Origin of the sequence: Inquilinus limosus (assembly GCF_002195995.1) — a bacterium.
In the GTDB taxonomy this organism is placed as follows: Bacteria; Pseudomonadota; Alphaproteobacteria; order DSM-16000; family Inquilinaceae; genus Inquilinus; species Inquilinus limosus_C.
The window spans coordinates 12,284-36,845 of the sequence record NZ_NHON01000063.1 but is presented as its reverse complement, the minus strand read 5'-3'; the positions used below and the strand labels follow the sequence as shown (position 1 = coordinate 36,845).

20 protein-coding genes and 2 tRNA genes are annotated in these 24,562 nt (G+C 70.8%); 8 read left to right on the top strand and 14 right to left on the bottom strand.

Annotation, left to right across the window (positions count from 1 at the left end):
• The 3 genes from ssb to BWR60_RS25650 form a co-directional block, all read right to left on the bottom strand.
• The coding region (ssb, locus tag BWR60_RS25660) for a single-stranded DNA-binding protein (RefSeq protein ID WP_144445756.1) at positions 1–357 on the bottom strand (357 nt) is incomplete at its 3' end.
• A gap of 87 nt (positions 358–444) precedes the next feature.
• Positions 445–798 (bottom strand): hypothetical protein, encoded by a 354-nt coding sequence (locus BWR60_RS25655; RefSeq protein WP_088154308.1) that lies wholly within the window; start codon positions 796–798, stop codon positions 445–447.
• 9 nt (positions 799–807) lie between these two features.
• Complete coding sequence (locus BWR60_RS25650) at positions 808–1,359, bottom strand: EndoU domain-containing protein (protein ID WP_088154306.1); 552 nt, start codon at positions 1,357–1,359, stop codon at positions 808–810.
• Between the two features lie 258 nt (positions 1,360–1,617).
• Between BWR60_RS25650 and uvrA the strand changes: the two genes are divergently transcribed.
• Positions 1,618–4,467: an excinuclease ABC subunit UvrA gene (uvrA, locus tag BWR60_RS25645; RefSeq protein ID WP_088154304.1), complete on the top strand. Its 2,850-nt coding sequence runs from the start codon at positions 1,618–1,620 to the stop codon at positions 4,465–4,467.
• Between the two features lie 36 nt (positions 4,468–4,503).
• Here the strand turns inward: uvrA and BWR60_RS25640 are convergent, their stop codons facing one another.
• Together BWR60_RS25640 and BWR60_RS25635 are read right to left on the bottom strand one after the other, a co-directional pair.
• On the bottom strand, positions 4,504–7,479 hold the full coding sequence (locus BWR60_RS25640) for a CHAT domain-containing tetratricopeptide repeat protein (protein ID WP_088154302.1): 2,976 nt from the start codon (positions 7,477–7,479) through the stop codon (positions 4,504–4,506).
• Between the two features lie 112 nt (positions 7,480–7,591).
• The gene (locus BWR60_RS25635) at positions 7,592–8,500 is read right to left on the bottom strand and encodes a LysR family transcriptional regulator (RefSeq protein ID WP_088154300.1); all 909 of its coding nucleotides are present in this window, start codon (positions 8,498–8,500) and stop codon (positions 7,592–7,594) included.
• Between the two features lie 102 nt (positions 8,501–8,602).
• Here BWR60_RS25635 and BWR60_RS25630 point away from each other — a divergent pair, with 102 nt between their 5' ends.
• Positions 8,603–9,823, top strand: a complete 1,221-nt coding sequence (locus BWR60_RS25630) for an MFS transporter (protein ID WP_088154298.1) — start codon at positions 8,603–8,605, stop codon at positions 9,821–9,823.
• 3 nt (positions 9,824–9,826) lie between these two features.
• Here BWR60_RS25630 and BWR60_RS25625 read toward each other — a convergent pair whose 3' ends face one another.
• Positions 9,827–11,047, bottom strand: a complete 1,221-nt coding sequence (locus BWR60_RS25625; RefSeq protein WP_088154296.1) for an MFS transporter — start codon at positions 11,045–11,047, stop codon at positions 9,827–9,829.
• A gap of 254 nt (positions 11,048–11,301) precedes the next feature.
• Here BWR60_RS25625 and ada point away from each other — a divergent pair, with 254 nt between their 5' ends.
• Positions 11,302–12,396, top strand: coding sequence for a bifunctional DNA-binding transcriptional regulator/O6-methylguanine-DNA methyltransferase Ada (gene ada, locus BWR60_RS25620; RefSeq protein ID WP_088154294.1), 1,095 nt, complete (start codon positions 11,302–11,304; stop codon positions 12,394–12,396).
• A 65-nt stretch (positions 12,397–12,461) separates the two neighbouring features.
• Here ada and BWR60_RS25615 read toward each other — a convergent pair whose 3' ends face one another.
• The 7 genes from BWR60_RS25615 to BWR60_RS25585 form a co-directional block, all read right to left on the bottom strand.
• A complete protein-coding gene (locus BWR60_RS25615; RefSeq protein WP_088154292.1) occupies positions 12,462–13,280 on the bottom strand; it encodes an SRPBCC family protein in 819 nt (272 codons plus the stop codon).
• On the bottom strand, positions 13,271–13,879 hold the full coding sequence (locus BWR60_RS25610) for a winged helix-turn-helix domain-containing protein (RefSeq protein WP_088154290.1): 609 nt from the start codon (positions 13,877–13,879) through the stop codon (positions 13,271–13,273). The genes BWR60_RS25615 and BWR60_RS25610 overlap by 10 nt, the downstream gene beginning before the upstream one ends.
• 115 nt (positions 13,880–13,994) lie before the next feature.
• The gene (locus tag BWR60_RS25605) at positions 13,995–16,655 is read right to left on the bottom strand and encodes a valine--tRNA ligase (protein ID WP_088154287.1); all 2,661 of its coding nucleotides are present in this window, start codon (positions 16,653–16,655) and stop codon (positions 13,995–13,997) included.
• A 59-nt stretch (positions 16,656–16,714) separates the two neighbouring features.
• A complete protein-coding gene (locus BWR60_RS25600) occupies positions 16,715–17,179 on the bottom strand; it encodes a DUF2497 domain-containing protein (protein ID WP_088154285.1) in 465 nt (154 codons plus the stop codon).
• Between the two features lie 146 nt (positions 17,180–17,325).
• A complete protein-coding gene (locus tag BWR60_RS25595) occupies positions 17,326–18,813 on the bottom strand; it encodes a TolC family outer membrane protein (RefSeq protein WP_088154283.1) in 1,488 nt (495 codons plus the stop codon).
• 2 nt (positions 18,814–18,815) lie between these two features.
• The gene (locus BWR60_RS25590; RefSeq protein WP_230983180.1) at positions 18,816–19,139 is read right to left on the bottom strand and encodes a rhodanese-like domain-containing protein; all 324 of its coding nucleotides are present in this window, start codon (positions 19,137–19,139) and stop codon (positions 18,816–18,818) included.
• Between the two features lie 35 nt (positions 19,140–19,174).
• Positions 19,175–19,831, bottom strand: a complete 657-nt coding sequence (locus BWR60_RS25585) for a protein-L-isoaspartate O-methyltransferase family protein (RefSeq protein ID WP_088154279.1) — start codon at positions 19,829–19,831, stop codon at positions 19,175–19,177.
• 363 nt (positions 19,832–20,194) lie between these two features.
• Between BWR60_RS25585 and BWR60_RS25580 the strand changes: the two genes are divergently transcribed.
• The 5 genes from BWR60_RS25580 (at position 20,195) to BWR60_RS25560 (ending at position 23,746) form a co-directional block, all read left to right on the top strand.
• A tRNA-Cys gene (locus tag BWR60_RS25580) sits at positions 20,195–20,268 on the top strand.
• A gap of 135 nt (positions 20,269–20,403) precedes the next feature.
• Positions 20,404–20,479 (top strand) — tRNA-Asn (locus BWR60_RS25575).
• Positions 20,480–20,609: 130 nt separating this feature from the next.
• Positions 20,610–21,419: an endonuclease/exonuclease/phosphatase family protein gene (locus tag BWR60_RS25570; RefSeq protein WP_088154277.1), complete on the top strand. Its 810-nt coding sequence runs from the start codon at positions 20,610–20,612 to the stop codon at positions 21,417–21,419.
• A gap of 114 nt (positions 21,420–21,533) precedes the next feature.
• Positions 21,534–22,241, top strand: coding sequence for a hypothetical protein (locus BWR60_RS25565; RefSeq protein ID WP_144445754.1), 708 nt, complete (start codon positions 21,534–21,536; stop codon positions 22,239–22,241).
• Between the two features lie 128 nt (positions 22,242–22,369).
• Positions 22,370–23,746, top strand: a complete 1,377-nt coding sequence (locus BWR60_RS25560; RefSeq protein WP_088154273.1) for an APC family permease — start codon at positions 22,370–22,372, stop codon at positions 23,744–23,746.
• On the opposite strand, the gene BWR60_RS25555 is transcribed toward BWR60_RS25560, so the two are convergent.
• The gene (locus BWR60_RS25555; RefSeq protein WP_088154271.1) at positions 23,715–24,494 is read right to left on the bottom strand and encodes a helix-turn-helix transcriptional regulator; all 780 of its coding nucleotides are present in this window, start codon (positions 24,492–24,494) and stop codon (positions 23,715–23,717) included. The two genes, BWR60_RS25560 and BWR60_RS25555, sit on opposite strands and share 32 nt — an antisense overlap.
• Between the last annotated feature and the right edge of the window lie 68 nt (positions 24,495–24,562).

Below are 24,562 nucleotides of genomic sequence, written 5' to 3'. Positions count from 1 at the left end.
GCCCTCACGGCCGTCCAGCATGGTCAGCTCGCCACGGAACGGGCGCAGCACCACCTCGGTGGTGTAGCGCTCGGCGCCGCTCTGGTCGGTGTATTTCCGGGTCTCGAGCTGGCCCTCGATATAGATCTTCGAGCCCTTCTTCAGGAACCGCTCGACCACCCCGACCAGCGCGTCGTTGAACACCACGACGCGGTGCCACTCGGTGCGCTCCTTGCGCTCGCCGGTGTTGCGGTCCTTCCAGTTCTCCGACGTCGCGACCGAGAGATTCGCCACGCGCCCGCCATTCTGGAAGGACCGGATTTCCGGATCGCGGCCGAGATTCCCGACCAGAATGACCTTGTTGACGCTGCCAGCCATGATCCAGACCTCACTCACTGCTCAATTCCGGGGCGGACCCTAGACTCACCGCCCACCAATTCCAATCCCTTCGATCGCGCCGCCGCCTCAGCCCTTCCGGCGCGTCCGAGTCGCGGGCTTGCGCAGCGCCGCCAGCCAGGCCCCGACCGCCGCCGCCAGGTCCCGGGTCGGCATCACCAGCGCCGGCACCTTGGCGTCGTGGATGTTGCGCAGCACCGACTGGGCGCCGCGGATCTCCAGCGCGTAGAGGTTGCCGGTGATCGGCTCTCCGCCCTCCCCGGCCGCGCCCAGGCGCTCGGCCACCTTCGCCGTCCAGGCGGCGTCGCCGCGCAGGTCGGTCTCCAGGAAATCGGCCAGGATCGGCGCCGCGGTGCCGGGCACCACGCGCGGCCGCCCCTCGGCATCGCGTATGACCTCGATCGTGCTCTGCTTAGCCTTCATCCCGCCCTCTCAATTCGGGAACGCGGTGTTGATCGCGTCCTGGCCGCGGCGCTGGATGGTGCCGATGCGGATCTCGAAGGGCCGGCCCCGGTCGTCACGGCAATAGCCGTCCTGCGCGTCGCCCTGCGCCGGCGCTGCCCCATTTGGTGCAGAGGGCCCCAGCACGCCCCAGGCGGGATGATCGCCGGTCTGGTTCCGGTAGGCATAGAGCACCGAGCGCAGGATCGCCTCGGCCGAGCAGTCGTCCGGATAGAAGGTCGACCGCTTGCGCCGGCCGTTGCTGTAGACCACGGTCGCGTCATAGGTCTCGCCGCCGCGGTGGCGACCGTCCTCGACCCGGTCGACCGCGCCGGTCGGCAGCGCCACGGCGCGCGAATGGAAGCCCTTCGGATCGCCGTTGCGCCCGATCTCGCCGCAGAAGATGTGGCTGAGATTGACCTGCGGGTCGCTGCGGCTCCACAGCCGCTTGCCGGCGTCGCTGCAATCGAGCGTTGCTGCCATCGATTCGCCGGCCCCCGACACGAGCAGCAGGACCAGGATCAGGCCGATCCGACGGATCATGGAGTCTCCGGCGTGAAGCCCCGGGGTTGCGCCCCCGGCCGGCTTGGACGAGCATCCTATCCCGCTTTCCGCTTGACCGCAACGTTCCCGATATGTTCGAGTCTTGTCATCGGACTCGCTGTCCGCTGGCGCGCGGCCGCAGCGCCCGTCGGCGAGCCGATGATCGGGCCGGAGTCGCTTTCGGGCCTCGCCCGTCCCATATTGCACATCGGTGTGCCCGGAGCCCGGGGACGCCCTTCCCGCATGAGTGATCTGGCGATGCACAAGTCCATCAGCGTCCGCGGCGCGCGCGAGCACAATCTGAAGAATGTCGACGTCGATCTGCCGCGCGACCAGCTGATCGTCATCACCGGCCTCAGCGGCTCCGGCAAATCCTCCCTCGCCTTCGACACCATCTATGCCGAGGGCCAGCGCCGCTATGTCGAGAGCCTGTCGGCCTATGCCCGCCAGTTCCTCGAGCTGATGCAGAAGCCGGATGTCGATTCGATCGAAGGCCTCTCCCCCGCGATCTCGATCGAGCAGAAGACGACCAGCCGCAACCCACGCTCGACCGTGGGCACGGTGACCGAGATCTACGACTACATGCGGCTGCTGTTCGCCCGCATCGGCGTGCCCTACTCCCCCGCCACCGGCCTGCCGATCGAGAGCCAGACGGTCAGCCAGATGGTCGACCGGGTGATGGCGATGGGCGACGGCACCCGCCTGTACCTGCTGGCCCCGATCGTCCGCGGCCGCAAGGGCGAGTACCGGAAGGAGCTGCAGGAGCTGCGGGCCCGCGGCTTCCAGCGCGTCAAGGTCGACGGCACCCTGTACGAGATCGAGGACGTGCCGGCGCTGAACAAGAAGCTGAAGCACGACATCGAGGTGGTGGTCGACCGGCTGGTGGTGCGCGACGACCTGGGCAACCGGCTGGCCGATTCGATCGAGACCGCGCTGGGCTTGGCCGAGGGGCTGGCCATCGCCGAGAACGCCGACAGTGGCGACCGCACCCTGTTCTCGTCGAAATTCGCCTGCCCGGTCTCCGGCTTCACCATCCCGGAGATCGAGCCGCGGCTGTTCTCCTTCAACAGCCCGCACGGCGCCTGCCCGGCCTGCGACGGCCTCGGCGCCAAGCTGGTGTTCGACCCGGAGCTGGTGGTGCCGGACGAGAGCCGGACCCTGGCCAAGGGCGCGGTGGCGCCGTGGGAGGGGTCGTCCTCGAAATACTACCACCAGACGCTGGAGGCGATCGCCGCCCATTACGGCGTCAGCACCACCACGCCCTGGCGCGACCTGCCCGAGACTGTGCGCAACACCATCCTGCACGGCTCCGGCAAGGACCCGATCGTGTTCCGCTACGATGACGGTCTGCGCACCTACAAGACCGAGAAGCCGTTCGAGGGGCTGATCCCGAACATGGAGCGGCGCTTCCGCGAGACCGACAGCGCCTGGACGCGGGAGGAGCTGGGCAAGTACCAGGGCACCCGCCCCTGCGACACCTGCGACGGCGCCCGGCTGAAGCCCGAGGCGCTGGCGGTGAAGATCGGCGGGCTGCACATCAGCCAGGTGGCGGAGAAGTCGATCGCCGAGGCCGGGCAGTGGTTCGCGGCGCTGAACGACACGCTGTCGGCCAAGGACCAGGAGATCGCCTACCGCATCCTGAAGGAGATCAACGAGCGGCTGACCTTCCTCAGCGCCGTCGGCCTGACCTATCTGACGCTGTCGCGCGGCTCCGGCTCGCTGTCCGGCGGCGAGAGCCAGCGCATTCGCCTGGCGTCGCAGATCGGCTCCGGCCTGACCGGCGTGCTCTACGTGCTGGACGAGCCGTCGATCGGCCTGCACCAGCGCGACAACGACCGGCTGCTGGGCACTCTCAAGCGGCTGCGCGACCTCGGCAACACCGTGCTGGTGGTCGAGCATGACGAGGACGCGATCCGCAGCGCCGACTACCTGGTCGATATGGGCCCGGGCGCCGGCGTGCATGGCGGCGTGGTGGTGGCGCATGGCACGCCCGACCAGGTGATGGCCAGCGCCGACAGCATCACCGCCCAGTACCTGACCGGGGCGAAGCGGATCGAGGTGCCGGCCACCCGCCGCCCCGGCCATAAGGGCCAGGTGCTGAAGGTGGTCGGCGCCCGCGGCAACAACCTCAAGAACGTGACCATGGAGGTGCCGCTGGGCACCTTCACCTGCGTCACCGGCGTGTCCGGCGGCGGCAAGTCGACCCTGGTGATCGAGACGCTGTACAAGTCGCTGGCCCGGCAGCTGATGGGCGCGCATGAGCACCCGGCGCCGCATGACGCGATCGAGGGGGTGCAGTTCCTCGACAAGATCATCGACATCGACCAGTCGCCGATCGGCCGCACGCCGCGGTCGAACCCGGCGACCTACACCGGCGCCTTCACCCCGATCCGCGACTGGTTCGCCGGGCTGCCGGAGGCGAAGGCCCGCGGCTACGGCCCCGGCCGCTTCTCCTTCAACGTCAAGGGCGGCCGCTGCGAGGCCTGCCAGGGCGACGGCGTCATCAAGATCGAGATGCACTTCCTGCCCGACGTCTATGTCCAGTGCGACGTCTGCAAGGGCCATCGCTACAACCGCGAGACGCTGGAGGTGCTGTACCGCGACAAGTCGATCGCCGAGGTGCTGGAGATGACGGTCGAGGAAGGGGCGGAGTTCTTCCGCGCCGTGCCGTCGATCCGCGACAAGATGGAGACGCTGCACCGCGTCGGCCTCGACTACGTCAAGATCGGCCAGGCCGCGACCACCCTGTCGGGCGGCGAGGCGCAGCGGGTGAAGCTGGCCAAGGAGCTGTCGCGCCGGGCCACCGGCAAGACCGTCTACATCCTGGACGAGCCGACCACCGGCCTGCATTTCGACGATGTGCGCAAGCTGCTGGAGGTGCTGCACGAGCTGGTCGACCAGGGCAACACGGTGCTGGTGATCGAGCACAATCTCGAGGTGATCAAGACCGCCGACTGGATCGTCGATATCGGCCCCGAGGGCGGCGACGGCGGCGGCGAGATCATCGCCGCCGGCACGCCGGAGGATGTGGCGCGCGCCAAGCGCAGCTACACCGGCCAGTATCTGGCGCCCTATCTGCGGCAGGCCCGGCAGAAGCAGCGGGCGTGAGCCCGCCAGCCTTTTGTCGTCGGCCCGGCTTTCCGGTCAGTTGGCGATCATGGCGAAGGCCAGCCAGACATCGTCGGACACCCCGGGCAGCCTGCCCGCGATCGCGTCGAGCTTGGCCAGGCGGATCGCCTGCTCATAGGAGCGGGTCATGGCGAGCGCCTGGTAGAAGCGGATCATGAACAGCGCCGTGCCGCGGTCGCTGACCGGCCAGCGCGCCAGCAGGCTGCGCCGCGCCCCGGCCACCGCCAGAGCCGAGGGCAGGCCGCTGAGCCCTTCGATATAGCTGCGGTCGCCCTGGGCCGTGTCGCAGGCCGACAGCACGACGAGATCGACGCCGGCCAGCGGCCAGGCCATCATCTCGGCGGCATACAGCACCCCGTCATCCGCCGCGACGCGGTCCTCCCTGGCCCCGTTGGCGCCGGAGAGGGCGATGCCGGCGCGCCAGAGCGGCGCCGCCTCCCCCGCCGAGACCGGGTCGAAGAAGCCGTGGGTCGCGAAATGCAGGATCCGGCGGCCGCCGGCCGCGGCCCGGACATCGGCTTCATCGGCGGCGGTGCCCCGCAGCACCTGCGGCGTGAAGCCGATCCTCGCCATGGTCTGGGCGATGGTGTCGACCTCCATGCCCGTGGCCGGCAGGGTCGACATGGCCAAACCCGCGCCGTAATCGACATCGCCGACCAGCAGCATCCCGCCCGCCTCCACCGGCGGCGGCGTCTCCTGGTCGCCGTGGATCGCCCGGGCGCTGCGGGCGATGCGGACGTCCCGGGTCACGATCAGGTTGCGGCCGGCCTCGTCGATCAGCCCGTCGAAGGGCACGAGGTTCAGGATGCCATCCGGCACCACATCCAGCCGCTCGACCCCGTCCAGCTTGCCCTCGAGCGGCGCAATCAGGATCTTGTACAGGGCCCGGCGCCCCTCCTGCCCCGCGATGTCGTCCGGCGTCTGCAGCCACCGTTCGACATCGGCCGCCGCGCCGAGGTCGTAGAGCCAGACATTGCCGTCGCCGCGGCCGACCATCGCCAGGATGCAGTCCTCGACCACCCCTTTCGACACCTTCAGCGGCGCGATGATGAAGTCCGCCACGGCCTCCTTGGGCCCGAGGCCGGCCAGGATGGCGGCATAGGGCCGGCGGCGCTGCTCCTCCAGCTGGCGCAACCCGGTGACCCGGTCCGACAGCGTTGCCTCGGCGATGCCGAGCTCGTGCGCCGTCCCCTCCGCCGCGGCGGTGTCGCGCGGCTGGCGCAGGCTCTCGGCCTGCAGCGCACGCACCCGGTCGAGCAGGGCCCGGTCATCGGCCGACAGCCCGGCCGCCGCGGTGTCGAGCATCGTCCGCTCCAGCGACAGCACGTCCTTCCATTCCAGCAGCACGGTCGCGAACAGCGCGGACGCCGCGGGATCGCTCGCCGAGGCGGACCGGGCGTAGGACAGGATGTCGCCGAGCGGCTCGCGCGTGGTCGCGGCCACCAGCTCCATCACCGCCAGGTCGGAGGTCGAGGCGATCTCCCGCCGCGACCACAGCCGCAGCCGCTGCTCCAGCACCCGGTAGGTGGCTGTGGCGGTCTTCGCCTTCTGCTGGCGCTCGAATCGCGCGACATTGGTCAGCATCGCCAGGGTGTGCGGATCCAGCGCGCCGTAAGTGGCCTCCGACAGCCGCAACGAGAGGCGGTGCAGGCGCCCTTCCGTCGCGGCGTCGCCCCGCTTCTCCGCGATGCCGGCGAGGAGGTTGGCCATGTGCACGGAGTCGGCCGAAGGCTTGGCGTCGGCGGCGAGCTTGGCAAAGGCCGCGTCGTCCGCCGGGGCCGTCCCGGTCAGGATCGCCAGCATGTCCCGCTCGCGGCGCAGATCCACTGTCTCCGGATTGCCGGGGCCGCGGTCCTTCTCCAACGTCGCCACGACCTGCCGGTACAGCTCCATCGCATCCTTCGGCCGGTCCAGGCCGATCAGGTCCAGCGCCAGGTTCTTCCGGCTGATCAGGGTCGACTCGTCCGCCGGGCCGAGGTTGCGCTCACGCCAGGCCAGGGCCGTGCGGTCGAGCGGCTCGGCCTCGTCGAAGCGCTGCAGCTGCCGCAGCACATTGGCCAGGTTGTTCGCCTGGATCATCGTGTCGTCGCTGTCGCCCAGCGCCTTCACCGCGCGGTCATGGGCGTCACGCAGCAAGGGCAGCGCCGCGGCCGGGCGCCCGGCGATGTCGTAGGTCTGGCCGAGGCCGCCCACCGCCGCGATCGTCTCCGCCGACAGCGGACCCATCAGCCGTTCCAGGATCTCGATCGCCTTCCGGTGATGCTCGATCGCCGGCCCGTATTGCCGCCGGTCGCGGTCGAGCACGGCCAGGTTGAAATGGGTGATGCCGAGCTCCGGGCTCTCCGGCTGCATCGCCAGGGCCTGGACCAGCCGGCCGAACATGTCCGCGGCGCTGTCCAGCCTGCCGCCGTTCTGCAGCACGATCGCGGTGTTGTTCAGGATTCGGACATAGAGGTCCGGGTCGCCCCGCTGGAGGCGGTCGAGGGCATCCCGCCGAAGGTCGCGCGCCTCCTCCGCCGCGCCCGCCCGCTCCAACACCACCGACAGGGTCAGGCGGGCCGCCAGCGTCGCCGGCGCGTCCTCGCCCAGCCGCTTTTGCCGGGCCCCCACCAGCGCCCGGGCATAGGTGACCGCATCGTCGCGCAGGCCGAGCATGCCCGTCGCCTCGGTCAGCAGCTCATAGCCGCTCTCGACCTGCTCGACCGGAATCCCGGCGGCGGTCTTCATCCGCGGGACCAGCACGTCAGTGGACAGGTCGGGCCGGCCCACGGCATTGGACAGCTCCGCCAGCCGCAGCGCCAGCGGGAAGGCGGCCGGGCCGTCGCCGGCGGCGTCGAGCAGCCGCTGATAGCGCTTGATGGCCTGGGCGTAGTGCCCGGCCTCGACATCGGCCTCAGCCTGCGCGACGGCGGCCTGGCCGGCCGGGTCCGAGGGCTGGGCGGCGGCACCACCCCCGGCCAGCAGCAGGATCGCGGCGGCGGCGGCGATCATCCGGTGTCGCGGATGCCCCAAGATCGGTTGACCGTATCCCACCTGCTGCCCCCGCCCGGCGATCGACGCGGCATTTATCCTCATCGCCGACGGAAGCTCAACCGCCGCCGATTCAGGCGAGGAACGGCGCGGGCAACCCCAGCGCTTCCGCCAGACCGTCGCGGAAGGTCGCGATCGGCTGGGCCAGGCGACCGGCCGGCGGCCGGTGCAGCATCCAGGCCCGCACCTGCGGCTGGAAATCGACGGCCTCGACCACCTCGACCTCGTCCCGCCAGCGGCTGCCGGCGAAGGCGGAGGGGGTGAGGATGCCGATGCCGAGGCCGCGGGCCACCAGCGACATCCGCAGATCGGCGCTCAGCGCCTCGATCGCCACCTGGAACGGCAGCCGTTCGGCCTCGAAGCGCTGGCGCAGATAGACGCGGAAGCCGCAGCCGCCCTCGTTCATGATCCAGGGGAAGCACGACAGCTCGGCCAGGCTGGCCGGCTTCGGCACGCCGAGCGACGGCGCCGCCACCAGCAGCACCCGCTGGACGCCGAGGTCCTCGCCGACCAGCTCCTCCGGCGGGCTGACGCCCTCCGGCAGGCATACCGCCGCCGCGTCGAGCTCGCTGCGCGCCACCTGGTCGACCAGCCGCACCGACCAGCCGGAGGTGACGCGCAGCGCCAGCTGCGGGAATTCGGCGCGCAGCCGGTCGAGCGGCAACGACAGCGCCGCCTCGGAGAGATACGGCATGATCCCCAGCCGGAACTCGCCGCGCACCTCGCCCCCGGGCGCCACGGCGGCGCGCAGATCCTCCAGCGACCGCAGCACGCGGCGGCCCTGCTCATAGGCCTGGCGCCCCGCGGCGGTCGGCTTCAGCGGCTTCGACTGGCGGTCCAGCAGGGCCGTCCCCAGCCGTTCCTCCAGATTCTGCACCCGCCGGGTCACGCCCGGCTGGGTCAGGTTCAGCCGGGCCGAGGCCGCGACGATCGACCCCGTTTCCACCACGGCGACGAAGGCCTCCAGGTCCGGGATGTTCATGCTGACTTCGCATAATCTTTATATAGACAATTGAGTTGTATCATCTTGCGAAGAGCGAATAAAGCTGTTGCTCGATATACCCATTCAGCAATCGAGCGGATCATGTCGGTCACCAGCGAGTCCCTGGCCCTGGCGTCGCCCGAGCCCGTCCTCACCCGTCCGCTGATCCTGCTGTTCGGGACATCGGTCGGCGTCATCGTCAGCAACCTGTTCGCGCCGCAGACCCTGGTCGGGCTGATCGGCCCGTCGCTGGGCCTGTCCGACGCCGCGGCCGGGCTGGTGGCGATGGCGACGCTGCTGGGCTACGCCGCCGGGCTGTTCCTGCTGGTGCCACTGGCCGACCTGGCCGAGAATCGCCGGCTGATCCTGCGGATGCTGGCCTTCGCCGCCGCCTGTGCCGGCCTGGCCGCGCTGGCGCCGACCGCCGCCACGCTGCTGCCGGTGCTGGTGCTGCTGGGGGCTGCCTGCTCCGCCATCCAGATCCTGGTGCCGATCGCCGCCGCCATGGCGCCGCCGGAGCAGCGCGGCCGCGTCATCGGCGACGTCATGGGCGGGCTGATGGTCGGCATCCTGCTGTCGCGCCCGCTGGCCAGCGCCATCGCCGGCAACGTCGGCTGGCGCGGCTTCTACCTAGCCAGCGCCGTCGCCATGACGGTGCTGACCCTGGTGCTGGCCGTCCGCCTGCCGCGGCGCCGGCCGGCGGGCCGGACGCGCTATCCGACGCTGATCGCCTCGCTGTGGCACCTGCTGCGGCAGGAGCCGGTGCTGCGCGCCCGGGCGCTGACGGCGAGCCTGGTGATGGCGGCGTTCAGCCTGTTCTGGACCGCGGTGGCGCTGCGCCTGGCGCAGTCGCCCTTCGGCCTGGGCCAGGGCGGCATCGCCCTCTTCGCCCTGGTCGGTGCCGGCGGCGCCGTGGTGACGCCGCTGGCCGGGCGGGCCGGCGATCGCGGCTGGACCCGGCCGGCGACCCTGGCCTCGCATCTCGCCGTGATCGCCGGCTTCGCCCTGGCCGCCTGGGCCGGTGCCGCGCCGTCGGGCGGCAAGCTGCTGCCGCTGGTCGCGATGGGGTTGGCCGCCGTGGTGCTGGATATCGGCGTCACCGGCGACCAGACGCTGGGCCGCCGCGCCGTCAACCTGCTGCGGCCGGAGGCGCGCGGCCGGCTGAACGGGCTGTTCGTCGGCCTGTTCTTCCTGGGCGGCGCGGTGGGATCGGCCGCTGCTGGCGCCGCCTGGGCCGCCGGAGGCTGGCCGCTGATCTGCCTGCTCGGCGCCGGCTTCGGGGCGGCCGCGCTGGTGGCTGGACGATTCGACCCGTCGCGCTGAGCCCTATTCGGCCGGAAGGACGGCCAGGCGCGGCACCGGCGAGCCGGCGATGACCAGCGCCTGGATGACGAAGCCGATCACGGCGACGGCCAGGCAGGCGGCGGCGCCGCGGCTGTCGCCGATCAGCCCGCCCAGGGCGGCGCCGAGCGGACGAGCCCCGAAGGTTGCCATGGTGATGATGGCCGAGACCCGGCCCAGCATCGCCGGCGGCGTCACCGCCTGGCGCAGGGTGGTGGAGGCGATCACCCACAGCACCGGGCCGGCGCCGAACAGGAAGAAGGCCAGCCCTGCGATCGGCGCGAAGGGCAGCCAGACCGTCAGCAGCATCAGCAGCGCCCCGGCGAGGCCGGAGAACGGGCCGACCAGCAGCATCGGCCCGAACGGCATGCGCCGGGCGATGCGCGGCGCCGCCAGCGCGGCCAGGACCATGCCGATGCCGTAGACCGCCAGTGTGGCACCGACCGACGACGCGCCGAGACCGAGATGGCCGACCGCATAGGGCACGTAGATCGCCTGCAGCACGAACCAGCCGAGGTTGAAGAACACCGCGGTCAGCAGCACCGGCCGCAGCAGCGGATGGGTCAGGACGAAGCCGGCGCCCTCGCGCAGGTCCTGCAGCGCATGGCGGCGCGGCATCGCCGGCCGCTGCGGCTCGCGGATGCCGGCCAGCAGGATCACGGCCAGGACCGACAGTGCTGCGGCGGCGGCGAAGGCCAGGCCGGCGCCGGTCCAGGCCACCAGCGCGCCGGCCACGGCCGGGCCGGCGGCGAAGGCGGCGCTGCGCGCCAGCTCGATCCGGCCATTCGCGGCCGGAAGATCCGACCGCGGCACCAGGTCGGGCACCAGCGACGGCGCCGCCACGCTGTAGGCCACGGTGCCGGCGGCGCCGAGGAAGCCGAGCGCCGCCAGCAGGCCGAGGCTGAGGCCGCCGGTGACGAACAGCAGCAGCACGGCGAAGAGCGAGACCGCCCGCAGCGCCTCCGCCGCCGCCATCATCCGGCGGCGCGACGACCGATCGGCCAGAAGGCCGGCCGGCAGCGACAGCAGCAGGAATGGCAACGTCTGCACGGTCTGCAAGAGGCCGGTGCCGCCGGCCCCGGCGCCGAGGGCGAGCACGGCGACGATCGGGGCGGCGGCGAGGCCGATCTGCTCCGCCGACTGCGCGGCCAGGTTGGACCAGGCCAGGCGGCGGAACGGGGCGGGAAGCGGGGCGGTGGCGGACATCTGAGGGCTCGCGGCGGGAGATGGGAGCCCCAGCATCCAAGACCGGCGCTCTCCCCGCGCTCTGCTTGTTGCCACCGAATTCGGCCGCAAGCCCCTTGGCGCAGGCACCGCAAGAACCGGGTCGCCACCGTGGCCGGAATTTGAGAGCAAGGGCCGGAGTGCTGGCGAAACCCGAGACCGCCATCTTCGGTGGGACGATCGGCATCCCCATATCAGCGGGACCTGTCGATCCCACCGTCGAACAGGAGCGACCCATGGGCTTCATTCCCCCGTCCCCCGTCCCGATCCCGGCCTTCGCCAATGACGAGGCCCGGTGGGCCGCCGTGCAGCGCCGCGACCGCGCCGCCGACGGCGCCTTCGTCTTCGCCGTCCGCACCACCGGCATCTATTGCCGGCCGAGCTGCGCCTCGCGCCACCCGCGGCGCGAGAATGCGAGCTTCCACCCCGACGGCGCCGCCGCGGAACGCGCCGGCTTCCGCCCGTGCCTGCGCTGCAAGCCGAACGAGATGTCGCTGGCCGAGCGCCAGATCGCCCTGGTGGTCGCCGCTTGCCGCAAGATCGAGACCGCCGAGGAGATGCCGAGCCTGGACGAGCTGGCCGAGGCGGCGGGGCTGAGCCGGTTCCACTTCCACCGCATGTTCAAGGCGGTCACCGGCGTCACCCCCAAGGCCTATGCCGACGCCCACCGCGCCGACCGCATGCGCGACGAGCTGGAGCAGACCGGCACCGTGACCGAGGCGATCTATGGCGCCGGCTTCAACTCCAACGGCCGCTTCTATGCCGCGGCGCCGCAGCGGCTGGGCATGACCCCGACCGCCTTCCGCGACGGCGGCACCGGGGCGGAGATCCGCTTCGCCATCGGGCAATGTCATCTGGGCGACATCCTGGTGGCCGCCACGGACAAAGGCATCGTCGCCATCCAGTTCGGCGACGATCCGCAGGCGCTGCTGGAGGAGCTGCAGGACCGCTTCCCCAAGGCCCGGCTGGTCGGCGGCGACGCCGAGTTCGAACAGCTGGTGGCCCGGGTGGTCGGGTTCGTCGAGGCGCCGTCGGCCGCCCATGGGGAGGTGGTGCTGGACCTGCCGCTCGATATCCGCGGCACCGCCTTCCAGCAGAAGGTGTGGCAGGCGCTGCGCGGCATCCCGGCCGGCAGCACCGCGAGCTATGCCGAGATCGCCAAACGGATCGGCCGGCCCAAGGCGGTGCGCGCGGTGGCCCAGGCCTGCGCCACCAACGACCTGGCGGTCGCGATCCCCTGCCACCGCGTGGTGCGCTCCGACGGCGACCTGTCCGGCTACCGCTGGGGCGTGGCCCGCAAGCGCGCTTTGCTCGAGCGCGAGGCGGGGTGAAGCGCGGCGCCGGCTGGGCCGGCTCTGGACGGGCCGGTTCCCACTGCAAGAACCGGCTTGAACCCTCAGCCCGGCTGCCGGGGCATCGGGAAGTGGCGGGCCATCCAGGCCTGCCACGCCGGCTCCTCTTGCGCGGCGACGGCCGCCGGCTGGTCGCCGAACAGGTACAACCGGACCGGCAGATAGACCTGCCCGCCCATCGCCATGGCGAAGAGATGGGCGATGCCGGGCGCCGGCGCGTCGAGCCGCAGCAGCAGCTCCGGATGCTCGTCCGGGCCGACACGCTCGACCCGCCCGGCCAGGATCGGCGCGTCGGCCGCCGCCTGCACCCGCTGCCCCGGCGTGGCGCCGGCGATGCCGAGCCGCCCGGTCAGCGCGGCCCATCCGGCCTGTATCGTCGGCTCCGGCGCCACGCCCATCAGCTGGGCATTGACGCCGCTCCGGCCGCGGAAATGGGTGAGATAGAGCCGCAGGATGCGGAAGAAGGCCGACCAGCCGCTCTCGAACGCCTGGAACTGGCCGTCCCAGTCGTCGCTCTCGGCGAACCAGGCATGCACCACCCGGACGATGCAGGTGCCTCCGCTCTTGGCTTCGACCGTCCATTCGGTGGCGATGGCCGGACCACCCGGCCCCATGTCGTTGGGGCTGTCGGCAGCGAAGCGGCGGGGCGGCTCCCAGGCGGTGATCACCGAATGCGAATCCATCCCGGGGCCGAAACTGGCGGTGACGGCGCCGCCCACCCTCTCTTCGACGCGGGTCGGCACGAACCAGGAGGTCACGCCGGGGCCGGTGGCGATCGCCTGCCATACCTCGTCCGGCGTGCCGGGCACCTCGACCTCGGCCTCGACGGTGCGGCGGCCGGTCTCGTCCTTCTTCACGGGCATGTCTGCTCCTTTCCCGGTGGATCGGCAGGCTTCGGGTACGCCATCAGGACCAGGCGATGGTCCCGCCCCCCGGACGCCGATGCGGTGTGGTAGCGTGCAGCCAGGGCGGCGATCACGGCCGTCAGCTCCTGGGTGAAGGCGGCCCGGTCGGCGGACGATGCGAAACGGATCTCGGTGTCGATCGACAGGGTCGCCAGCCGCTTCTCGGCCCGCAGGGCCGCCCGCCACAGGCCGGTGACCTCGTGCACGATGCGGGCGGCCAGCGCGATCAGATAGCTGGCCGACAGCCGGTCCGACGCGCGGCCTGGATCGGCGGCGACCGGCCCGAGCGCCTGCGGCGAGACGATGTAGGAGGTCGCGGTGGCGACATAGAGCCGCTCGGTCAGCCCGCCCCAGCGCCGCGTCTCCGCCTCGTGCACCAGCCGGTGCGCCTCCAGCGCGCGCAGATGGTAGTTCACCTTCTGGCGCGGGATCCCGAGCCGCATGGCCAGCCCGGCGGCCGAGGCCGGCTCGGCCAGCTCCGCCAACAGGCGGCTGCGCACCGGCTCCAACGCCGCGACGGCGGCCGCCGGATCGTCGATGACATCCACGTCGAGCATGGATCCATTCCATCTTTGACAAATTTTTTTGTCAAGGCGCGATCAAACGGCCGGCCGGAATCGAAACGGGCCCCGTGAGGGGGCCCGTTCCACCAGATCAGTCCAGAGGCAGGGGCTAGCCGGCGACCCGGGCCAGGGCCTCCCGCAGCCGCCCGATCGCGGCCTCGGCCTCGGCCCGGCGCTCGCGCTGCTCCTCGACCACCTCGTCCGGCGCCTTCTCCAGGAACTGGGCGTTGCCGAGCTTGCGGTCGATCTTCTCGACCTCCGACGCGTTCTTCTCGATCTCCTTGGTCAGCCGCGCCCGCTCCTTGTCGAGATCGATGATCCCGGCCAGGGGCAGCACCAGCGTCGCCTCGTCGATCACCGCCTGGGCCGAACCCTTCGCCGGCTCCGCCTGCGACGGCTCGATCGTGGCCAGCCGGGCCAGGCGGCGGATCAGCGCGTCATGGGTCTCCAGCCGCCGCAGCGTCTCCGCCGAGGCGCCGCGCAGCGTCGCCGGCAGCTCGGCCGCCGGCGGCACATTCATCTCCGACCGGATGGTGCGGACCGCCGAGATCAGGCGGATCACCCAGTCCATCTCCGCCGCCGCCTGCGGGTCGACCAGGCCGGCCGGATAGTCCGGCCAGGGCTGGGTCACCAGCGTGGCGTCGCCGCGGTCGGCCAGATGGCGCCACAGCTCCTCGGTCTCGAACGGCATGATCGGGTTGAGCAGGTTGAGGATCTGCTCCAGCGCCCAGGCCGTGGTGGCGCGGGTCTCGGCCTTCGCCGCCTCATCGGTGCCGGAGAAGACCGGCTTGGCGAATTCCAGGTACCAGTCGCAGAAGCCGGCCCAGGTGAACTGGTAGAGGGCCTGCGCCGCCTCGCTGAAGCGGAAGCCCTCCAGCGCCGCGGCCGTCTTCTCCGCCGTCTTCGCCACCTCGCCGACGATCCAGCGGTTCAGCGTCAGCGTGCTCGCCGCCGGGTCGTAGCCGGGCACCGGCCGGCACTCGTTCATCTCGCAGAAGCGGGCCGCGTTCCACAGCTTGGTGGCGAAGTTGCGATAGCCCTCGACCTGCTGCGGCCCGAGCTTGATGTCGCGGCCGGAGGCCAGCGACACCAGGGTCATGCGCAGCGCGTCGGCGCCATAGCGGTCCACCAGTCCCAGCGGATCGATGACGTTGCCCTTGGACTTCGACATCTTCTGGCCCTTCTCATCGCGGACCAGGGAGTGGAAGTACACGGTGCGGAACGGCACCTCACCCATGAAATGGATGCCCATCATCATCATCCGGGCGACCCAGAAGAAGATGATGTCGAAGCCGGTGACCAGCACGTCGCCGGGGTAGTAGCGCTGCAGCTCCGGCGTCTGGTCCGGCCAGCCCAGGGTCGAGAACGGCCACAGGGCGGAGGAGAACCAGGTGTCGAGCACGTCGGTCTCGCGCCGCAGCTCGACCGGCTCGCCGTAGCGGTTCTCCGCCGCCGCCTTGGCCTCGGCCTCGCTCTCCTCGACGAAGATGGTGCCATCCGGCCCGTACCAGGCCGGGATCTGGTGGCCCCACCACAGCTGCCGGCTGATGCACCAGGGCTGGATGTTGCGCATCCACTCGAAGAAGATGCTCTCGGCCATCTTCGGCAGCAGCACGGTCTTGCCCTGCTCCACCGATTCGATCGCCGGCTTCGCCAGCACCTCGGCCTTCAGGTACCACTGCTCGGTCAGGAACGGCTCGATCGGCACGCCGCCGCGGTCGCCATGCGGCACCGCATGGACATGGTCCTCGATCTTCTCGACCAGGCCCAGCGTCTCGAGGTCGGCGACCACGCGCTTGCGCGCCTCGTACCGGTCGAGGCCGCGATACGCCTCCGGCACCTCGCCGTTCAGGCGGGCCTCCTCGTCGAGGATGTTGATCAGCGGCAGATCGTGTCGGCGACCGACCTCGAAATCGTTGAAATCGTGCGCCGGGGTGATCTTCACCGCGCCCGAGCCCTTCTCGGGATCGGAATATTCGTCGGCCACGATCGGGATCAGCCGGCCGACCAGCGGCAGCACCGCGTTCTTGCCGACCAGGTCCTTGTAGCGTTCATCGTCCGGATGCACGGCGACGGCGGTGTCGCCCAGCATCGTCTCCGGCCGGGTGGTGGCCACGACGATATACCGGCCCTCCTCGCCCGAGCCCTCCTGACCTTCAATCGGGTATCGGAAGTGCCAGAGATGGCCCTTGGTCTCCTTCTGCTCGACCTCGAGGTCGGAGACCGAGGTGCGCAGCTTCGGGTCCCAGTTCACCAGCCGCTTGTCGCGGTAGATCAGGCCCTCGCGATGCAGCTGCACGAACACCTTGACCACGGCGCGGGACAGGCCCTCGTCCATGGTGAAGCGCTCGCGCGTCCAGTTCGGGGTGGCACCGAGGCGGCGGAGCTGGCTGGTGATGGTGCCGCCGGACTGGGCCTTCCATTCCCAGACCTTCTCCAGGAAGCCGTCGCGGCCGAGATCCTGGCGCTTGATGCCCTGCTTCCCGAGCTCGCGCTCGACCACCATCTGGGTGGCGATGCCGGCATGGTCGGTGCCGGGCTGCCACAGCGCATCACGGCCGCGCCGCCGGTTGAACCGCGTCAGCACGTCCTGCAAGGTCATGTTGAAGGCATGGCCCATGTGCAGGCTGCCGGTCACGTTCGGCGGCGGCATCATGATGGTGAAGGGCGCGACGTTCGACTGGACGTTGTTGACGAAGGCGCCGCTCTGCTCCCATTCGGGATAAAGCCTAGCCTCGACCTCGCGCGGCCCGTAAGTCTTGTCCAGCATGGCTGAACCTTCCGTATTCTCGAAGTCTTGACGATGGAGCGGTGAAGCGAAGGGGCGGGTCAGCGCCGTACGGCGCCGCTGGCGATGCGGGATACTTCCCGCTCGACCGCCTGCTCGACCAGTCGGGGCAGGTTGGCGTCGAGCCATTCCTTCAGCATCGGCCGCAGCAGCTCGCGCACCAGATCGTCCACCGTCTGGCTCTTGTGCGCCGCCGCCGGCGGCGGGGCCGCGGCGTTCAGCCGGGCCAGGGCCGCCAGCGCGGCGCTGGCGCTGGCCGGCGAGACCACGGAATCGTCCTCGACGGCGGCAGCCGGCGCGGACGCGGCCGGGCGAGGATCGTCCAGCGCCTCGGTCAACTCCAGCACGTCGTCATCGACCGAGACGGAGGACGGCGCGGGCTGCGGCCGGGCAGGCTCACCCGCGGCGGCCCGGCCGCGCGCCGGATCGTCCTCGGTGATCATGCGCCGGATGGAGGCCAGGATGTCCTCCATCGACGGCTCCTGCTGTGCCCGCGTCTCGCTCATCCTCTCGGTCGTCTTCCACTTTCACGCAATGATCATGCCCGGGCCCGGCCCGGGCATCCAGAGACTGTCGACATTACCCCTGACTGCCGGGTCGAGCCCGGCAGTCATCACACATGTGGTGACCCGGCGAGGCCGGGCAACCATGCTCACTCGTCGACCGACGTGCCAAACCAGCGGGCACGGGTCTTCTGATAGTCCGGCTCCGGGTCGTAGACCTTGACCGCCAGGCCCATGTCCTGCGCGGTCAGGCTGCCGACGGCGTTGCGCAGCTGGTAGCCGGCGACCACCTCGTTGCGCCGCGCCTGCACCAGGCTCAGCTCGGCGTTGAGCAGGTTCTGCTGCTCGGTCAACACGTCGAGCACGGTGCGCGACCCGACCTGGGCTTCCTGCTGCAGGCCTTCCACCGCCAGCTGCTCGGCCTTGACCGCGGCCTGGAACGACTTGATCGCGGCCCGCGCCGTCACCAACGCCTGCCACGACTGAACGGCGGCCTGGATCGCCTGGCGGCGCTGCGATTCGATCTCGATCCGCCGCTGGCCATGCGTGTAGCGGGCCTGGCGAACCAGCGATTCCTGGTTGCCCTGCGAGTAGAGCGGGATGGTGACCTGGGCGACGATCGCCGCGGAGTCGACGCGCGACTGCGAGCCGAAGCTCGTCTGCTGCACCTCACCGAGTTGCCCGGCCAGCCCGGTGGCAGGTGCGAAGCGCGTCGTCGGATGCGAGGTCGTCGAGTACTGCCGCTGCAGCCGTGCCTGCACATCGATCGACGGCAGCAGCGCGCCGAACTGCAGGTCGATGTTGTCGGCCGCGGCGCGCTCGGTGAACACCGCCGCGACGATGCCGGGATAGTTCGCCTGGGCCTTCTGGATCGCTTCCTGCATCGAGGACGGCAGGCCGACCGGAACCGCCGGCGTCTCCAGCGTCCCCGGCGGCTGGCCGATGAAGCGCTCGAAGGTGGCGCGGCTGGCACGCAGCGTGCCCTCCGCCTCGACACGGCCGGCCACGGCGCTGGCCAGGCTGGCCTCGGCCTGGCTGACGTCGGTGCGGGTCACCTCGCCGACATTGAAGCGGTCCTGGGTCGCCTGGAGCTGCCGGCGCAGCACCGTCTCGTTGTTGCGCCGCACATCCAGCGCCGACTGAGCCTGGACCACGTCGGCATAGGCGGTGGCGGCATCCAGCAGCACCGTCTGCTCGGTGGTCTGGACGACGGCGCGGGTCGCCATGATCGTGTTCTCGGCCTGGTTCACCGACGCCTGGGTCCGGCCGCCATTGTAGATGTTCTGGGTGACGGTGATGCCGAGCGTCGCCGGGTTCACCTCATGCCACCGGCTGTCCCGCCCCCCGTTCGTGCTGCGGAGGGCGCTGCCGCCCGAGACCCCGTCGGTCTGCGTGTTGCTGAACGTGCTGCCGATGCTGGCGCTGGCGCTGACCTCCGGCCGGTAGCCGGACAGGGCCTGGGCGATGCCTTCGTTGGTCGCCTTCAGCTGGGCGATATCGGCGGCGAGGTCGGGGTTGGTGGCGTAGGCCGACGCCAGCGCCTCGGCCATCGTCTGCGCCGAGGCCGACGCCGTGCCCAGCATCAGCACGGCGGACAGCACCGCGGTGGAGAGGCCGAACCGTCCAAATCGTGTCATCGTCAATACCGTCCCATGGTTGGGTCGATCTCGCACGCCCAGGCATCGATGCCGCCGCGCAGATTGACCACGTTGTCCATGCCCCTTGCCGAAAGCCACCGCACCACCTGCGCGCTGCGCCCCCCGTGGTGACACATGACGATCACCGGGCGATCGCCCGGAATTTCCTCGACCCGGCCCGGGATCTCGCCCATCGGGATGTCGAGCGAACCCTCGATCCGGCACACCGCCAGCTCCTGCGGCTCGCGCACATCGACCAGCACGTACCCCGTGCCGTCGCGCCGCCAATCCGCCAGGGTCGCCACGTCGATCTCGAAAAGCTGCACCCGATGCCCCGCCATATCTTCCTAGAAGCACACGCTCAGAACTGGAAGGCCGGCTTGCGCTCGAAGCCGGGCAGCATCGCCGTCGCCGCATCGAACAGCGGGCGCTGCGACACGACTCCATCGACCGCGCTGACCAGCATAGCACGGCCGACGCCGTCGCCGTCATCCACCACGGTGAGCAGCCGGCCGCCGGGCGCCAGCTGCGCCAGCAGCGCCGCCGGCACCTCGGCCACCGCGCCGTCGACCAGGATCACGTCATACGGCCCCTCGGCCGCCCAGCCTTCGGTCAGCCGCCCCTCGGCCAGGGTCACGCGCTGGGCGCCGAGCTCGGACAGCGCGCCGCGCGCGGCGGCCTGAAGGGCCTTGTCCTCCTCCAGCGCCACCACCTTGGCTGCGAGGCGGGAGACGAGAGCGGCGCTGTAGCCGGTGCCGGCACCGACGATCAGGACGCGGCTGCCGGGCGTGATCCGGGCGTCGTTCAGGAGCCGGCCGAGCACCCGCGGCTCCATCAGCACCCGGCCGCCGCCGACAGCGACGTCCTCGTCGACATACGCGACGCCGCGCCGGTCGGCCGGCACGAAGCGCTCACGCGGGACGGCCATCATCGCGTCGATCAGAGCCTGGTCGATGACCTTGTTGGGCTTGATCTGCCCTTCGACCATGTTCAGGCGGGCGGCTGCGTAGTCGACCATGGGATTCCGCAATCTGAGGACGGCGAGGCACGACGGCCGGGACGGCCACCGCGCGCTCGAACGCAGCGGTTATATCGGCCTTCGCGCCCGCAACACAATCGGTCTGTTACCGGGCGGTCTAGCGCCGCCCGGACGCGGTCTGTTACCGGGCGGTCTAACGCCGCCCGGACGCGGTCTGTTACCGGGCGGTCTAACGCCGCCCGGAGGCGGTCTGTCACCGGGCGGTCTGACGCCGCCCGGACGCGGCCTGTTACCGGGCAGTCCGATGCCACCCCGCCGCGCCGGCCGTCTCGGCGTCGAAAGTTCCGCGCAATCGTTCTTGACCCTGCTTCTCGGCGGACGATATACGGGGGCCGCCGTCGGGGCGCGATGGCTGAGTGGTCAAGCAGCGGACTGCAAATCCGTGCACGCCGGTTCGATTCCGGCTCGCGCCTCCAAACGGCCCGCCTGAAATGCCGGCTGGACCAGCACCTCCAAAAAGTGTGATCGGGGTGCAAGTCAGGCTTGGCAGGGCGGGGCGAGGTTGCTATAAGCCGCGCCACCAACAGCCCGGAGCGATCCGGCGCTCATGTTCCCTGGTAGCTCAGTTGGTAGAGCAGCTGACTGTTAATCAGCGGGTCACTGGTTCGAGTCCAGTCCAGGGAGCCACTCCTCTTCATCCTCCAGAGATCACCCGGCCGGTACATTCGGTCGCGCCCGTCTTGGCATTGGCGGGCAGTTGTATTAAATCCGGATGGTCCCCGGGCGTTGTCTGACGGTCCCGGCATCCGGAACCGCGATGGCCCTGCACGACGCACATTTCCGCACCGGCATCACGCCCCAGGCACCGATTGAGACGGTCGCCGGCCGTCCGGTCGTGGTCGGCTCCTACAACGTGCACAAATGCGTCGGGCTGGACGGCCGCTTCGACCCGCTGCGCATCGCCGCCGTCGTCGACGAGCTGAAGGCCGATGTCGTGGCCCTGCAGGAGGTGGACCGCCGCTTCGGCCGGCGCTACGGCCTGCTGGACGCCGAGACGCTGCGCCGCGACAGCGGCCTGCATCTGGTGCATGTCTCCGATCTTCCCGACGGCCATGGCTGGCACGGCAACGCCCTGCTGGTGCGCAACGGCGAGGTCACCCGCCTGCGCCGCCTGACCCTGCCCGGGGCCGAGCCCCGCGGCGCCATCGTCACCGAGCTGGCCCTGCCCGCCGGCCGCCTGCGGGTGGTCGCCGCCCATTTCGGCCTGCTGCGCCGCTGCCGCATGCGCCAGTCCGCCATGATCCTCGACGAGATCGCCGCCGGCGAGAGCATGCCGACCCTGCTGGTCGGCGACCTGAACGAGTGGCGGCCGGGCCGCCGCTCCTCGCTGCGGCCGCTCGACGCCCTGTTCGGCCCGCTGCAGGCCAGCCCGCCCAGCTTCCCGGCACCCCTGCCGCTGGTTTCGCTCGACCGCATCCTGGGCTGGCCGCAGGGCGTGCTGCGCCAGGTCGAGGTCCATCGCAGCCCGCTGTCGCGGATCGCCTCCGACCACCTGCCGCTCAAGGCCGCGATCGACCTCGCGGTCGCCCTGCCGGCCGGCGCGGCGTCGCTGTCCCAGGCCGCCTGACGCCCCGCCTCGCCCCGCTCCGCCATCCATGGCATCATGCAGCGGCATCACGGGGAGGGGACGATGCCGAGACAATCCAAGGCCAGAATGGCCGGAAGGACCGGATGGCGGGCCGTGGCGATGCTGGCGGCCCTGGCCGCGGCCGGATGCGCCGGGCCAAAAGCGCCCGGAGACGCAGCGCAGGCCGGCGCGGCGCAGGCCGGTTCGACGCCGGTGCTGTCCCAGCCGGGAGAGGTCGCGGTCCAAGGGCGCTATGTCCATGCCGGATCGGGCCTGGCCTTTCCAGCGGGCGGCGCGGCCGCGGGCACCCGCTTCACCCGGGTCACCGTCACGCAATTCGACACCAAGGGGCTGGATGTCAGCGCCAATTATGACGTGCCGACGCCCTCGGGCCGGATGCGGATCTCGGCCTATGTCTATCCCGTCCCGCTGGCCTTCAATCTTGTGTCGCCGACCCCAGCCGCCGACAGCACGGCACAAGATCTCGATTCCGGGCTCCGGAACACGGTCTGCCAGCAGGAGGTGGGACGGCGCGAAACCGAACTCACCACGCTGCATCCCGAGGCCGAACTGATCCGGGAGGACACCGTCGCGGCGCCGCATGGCGAGACCAAGGTCCCCGGAACTGTCGCGATCTACGAGACCAGCGACTTCATCAACAGCACGCCGAAGCGTGTCCGCTCGGAGCTCTATATCTTCTGCTACGTCCAGGACCGCTGGATCGTGAAGTACCGCGTCACCCCGGTCCAGGACAGGACCTCCGAGGCGATCCTCGCCGATTTCATGAAGCAGGTGCCCTGGACGACGCGCCCGCCGCAATAGTCCCGAGCCCTCCCCCCTTGGGGTGATGGCGCCGGCCGGCGCGGGCTTTCCATAGTTCTCCCGCCCATGACCATGACGGGCCCGCCGACCGCAGCGACAAGGCGGCGGCCGGGCCGGGGAGGACGAGAATGACGGACCAGCCCATCGGGCTCACGCGGACGCTGCGGCTGCCTTCGGTCGTGCTGTTCGGCCTGGCCTACATGACGCCGATGATCGTGTTCGGCACCTTCGGCATCCTGGCCCAGAAGACCGGCGGCGCCGTGCCGACCGCCTATCTGGTGGCGCTGGTGGCCGTGCTGCTGACCGCCTGGTCCTATGGCCGCATGGCCGCCAGCTATCCTGTCGCCGGCTCTGCCTACACCTACACCCGCCGCGCCTTCGGCGGCCATGCCGGCTTCCTGGTCGGCTGGGCCATCCTGCTCGACTATTTCTTCCTGCCGATGGCGATCTGGCTGATCGGCGCGGCCTATCTCTCCGCCGCCTTCCCCGACGTGCCGCAATGGGTCTGGATCCTCGCCTTCATCGGCGTGACCAGCGCCATCAACATCATCGGCATCAGGCTGGCCAACGGCGTCAACATCGTGCTGATGCTGGTGCAGTTCGCGGTGCTGGCCGCCTTCGTCGCGCTCTGCGTCCGCTACGCCCTCGCAGGCCCCGAGGCCCGGCCGCTGTTCTCGGCCGATCCCTTCACCGGCAACGGCGGCGCCCTGCCCGCCTATCTCGCCGGGGCGGCCATCGCCGCCTACTCCTTCCTCGGCTTCGACGCGGTGACGACGCTGACCGAGGAGACGGTGGATCCGGCGCGCACCATCCCGAAGGCGATCATGCTGATCGCGCTGCTCGGTGGCGGCATCTTCATCCTGGCCGCCTATTTCACCCAGCTGGCCTTCCCCGGCGGCGAGGTCGCCAATGTCGACAGCGCCGCCTTCGACATCGCCAAGGCGATCGGCGGCGACGTCTTCGTCATGCTGTTCCTGGCCGGGCTGATCGTGGCGCAGTTCGCCTCCGGCCTCTCCGCCCAGGCCAGCGTCGGCCGGCTGCTGCTGGCGATGGGCCGCGACGACGTGCTGCCGAAATCCGCCTTCGGCTATGTCCACCCGATCCTGCGCACGCCGGTGTTCAACATCGCCCTGGCCGGGGCGGTGGCGCTGGCGGCGCTGAAGCTGGATGTCACCACCTCGACCTCCTTCATCAATTTCGGCGCCTTCGTCGCCTTCATCTTCGTCAACCTGTCGGTGATCAAGCTGCTGTGGCTGCGGGCGCCGGAGCAGAGCCTGGGCACGGTGATCGGGGCGCTGGTGGTCCCGGTGATGGGCGCCCTGGCCAACCTGTGGCTGCTGGTCAGCCTGGACGAGCACGCCAAGCTGCTGGGGCTGGTCTGGCTGGCGGTCGGGATCGTCTACCTCGCCTGGCTGACCCGGATGTTCAGCCGGCAGCCGCCGGAGACGCAGTTCCGCGAGGCCGGGGACGCCCCTATCCCGACGGTGCCGCCAGGAACGCGGTGAAGCGGGCGAACAGCTCCGCCTGCGAGGCGATGCCGAGCTTGCGGTGTATGCTCTTGCGGTGGGTCTTCACCGTCTCCTGCCCCAGCCCGAGCAGGGCGCAGATCGAGGGAGTCGAATGGCCCTTCAGGATCAGCCCGACGATCTCCGCCTCGCGCCGGGTCAGCCGGCCGTCGCCGAGAGCGACGATGCGGGTGACGAGATCGCCGGTCCCCGCCGGCTCGGGGGTCGCGCCGAAGCCGGCCCAGTGCCGCTCGGCCAGCGCGCGGACCATCGGCGCCGCGTCGCGCAGCCGGGCGATCTCGGCCCGGCGGAACCGGGCATGGCCGCGGCGCCGGGTCACCGACAGCACCCCGGTCAGCCCGGCTCCGAGATCGAGCACATAGCCGACCTCGTCCAGGATGCGGGTACGGATGTAGTGACGCTTGTAGTACTCGCTTTGGGCGAAGCGGTCGGGGGCCAGGTCGGCCATCACCAGGAACCGGTCGGCGGTGCCGGCCCGCACCGCCTCGAAGAACGGGTCCAGCAGATAGGCGCCGGCGATGTAGCCGTCGACGATGATGGCGGCGAGGTCCGGCGCCTGGCGGTTGTGCAGGTCCAGCGGCGGCGCGTCGCCGCGATAGGCGAAGCCGTTCAGCATGTCGAACGGCACCAGCGCCGCCAGCGCGTCGCCGAGCCGGTCCGGGAACGCCGCCGTGCCCACCGCCGCCATCGCCGCCGCCAGGCCGGCGTTCCAAGCCGCAAACTCCATGCCCCGCCTTTCCGCTCCAGGCCGCTATCCTTGGGCCGAGCGGCCCAGGCCGCAAGCCGTCCCTGAGG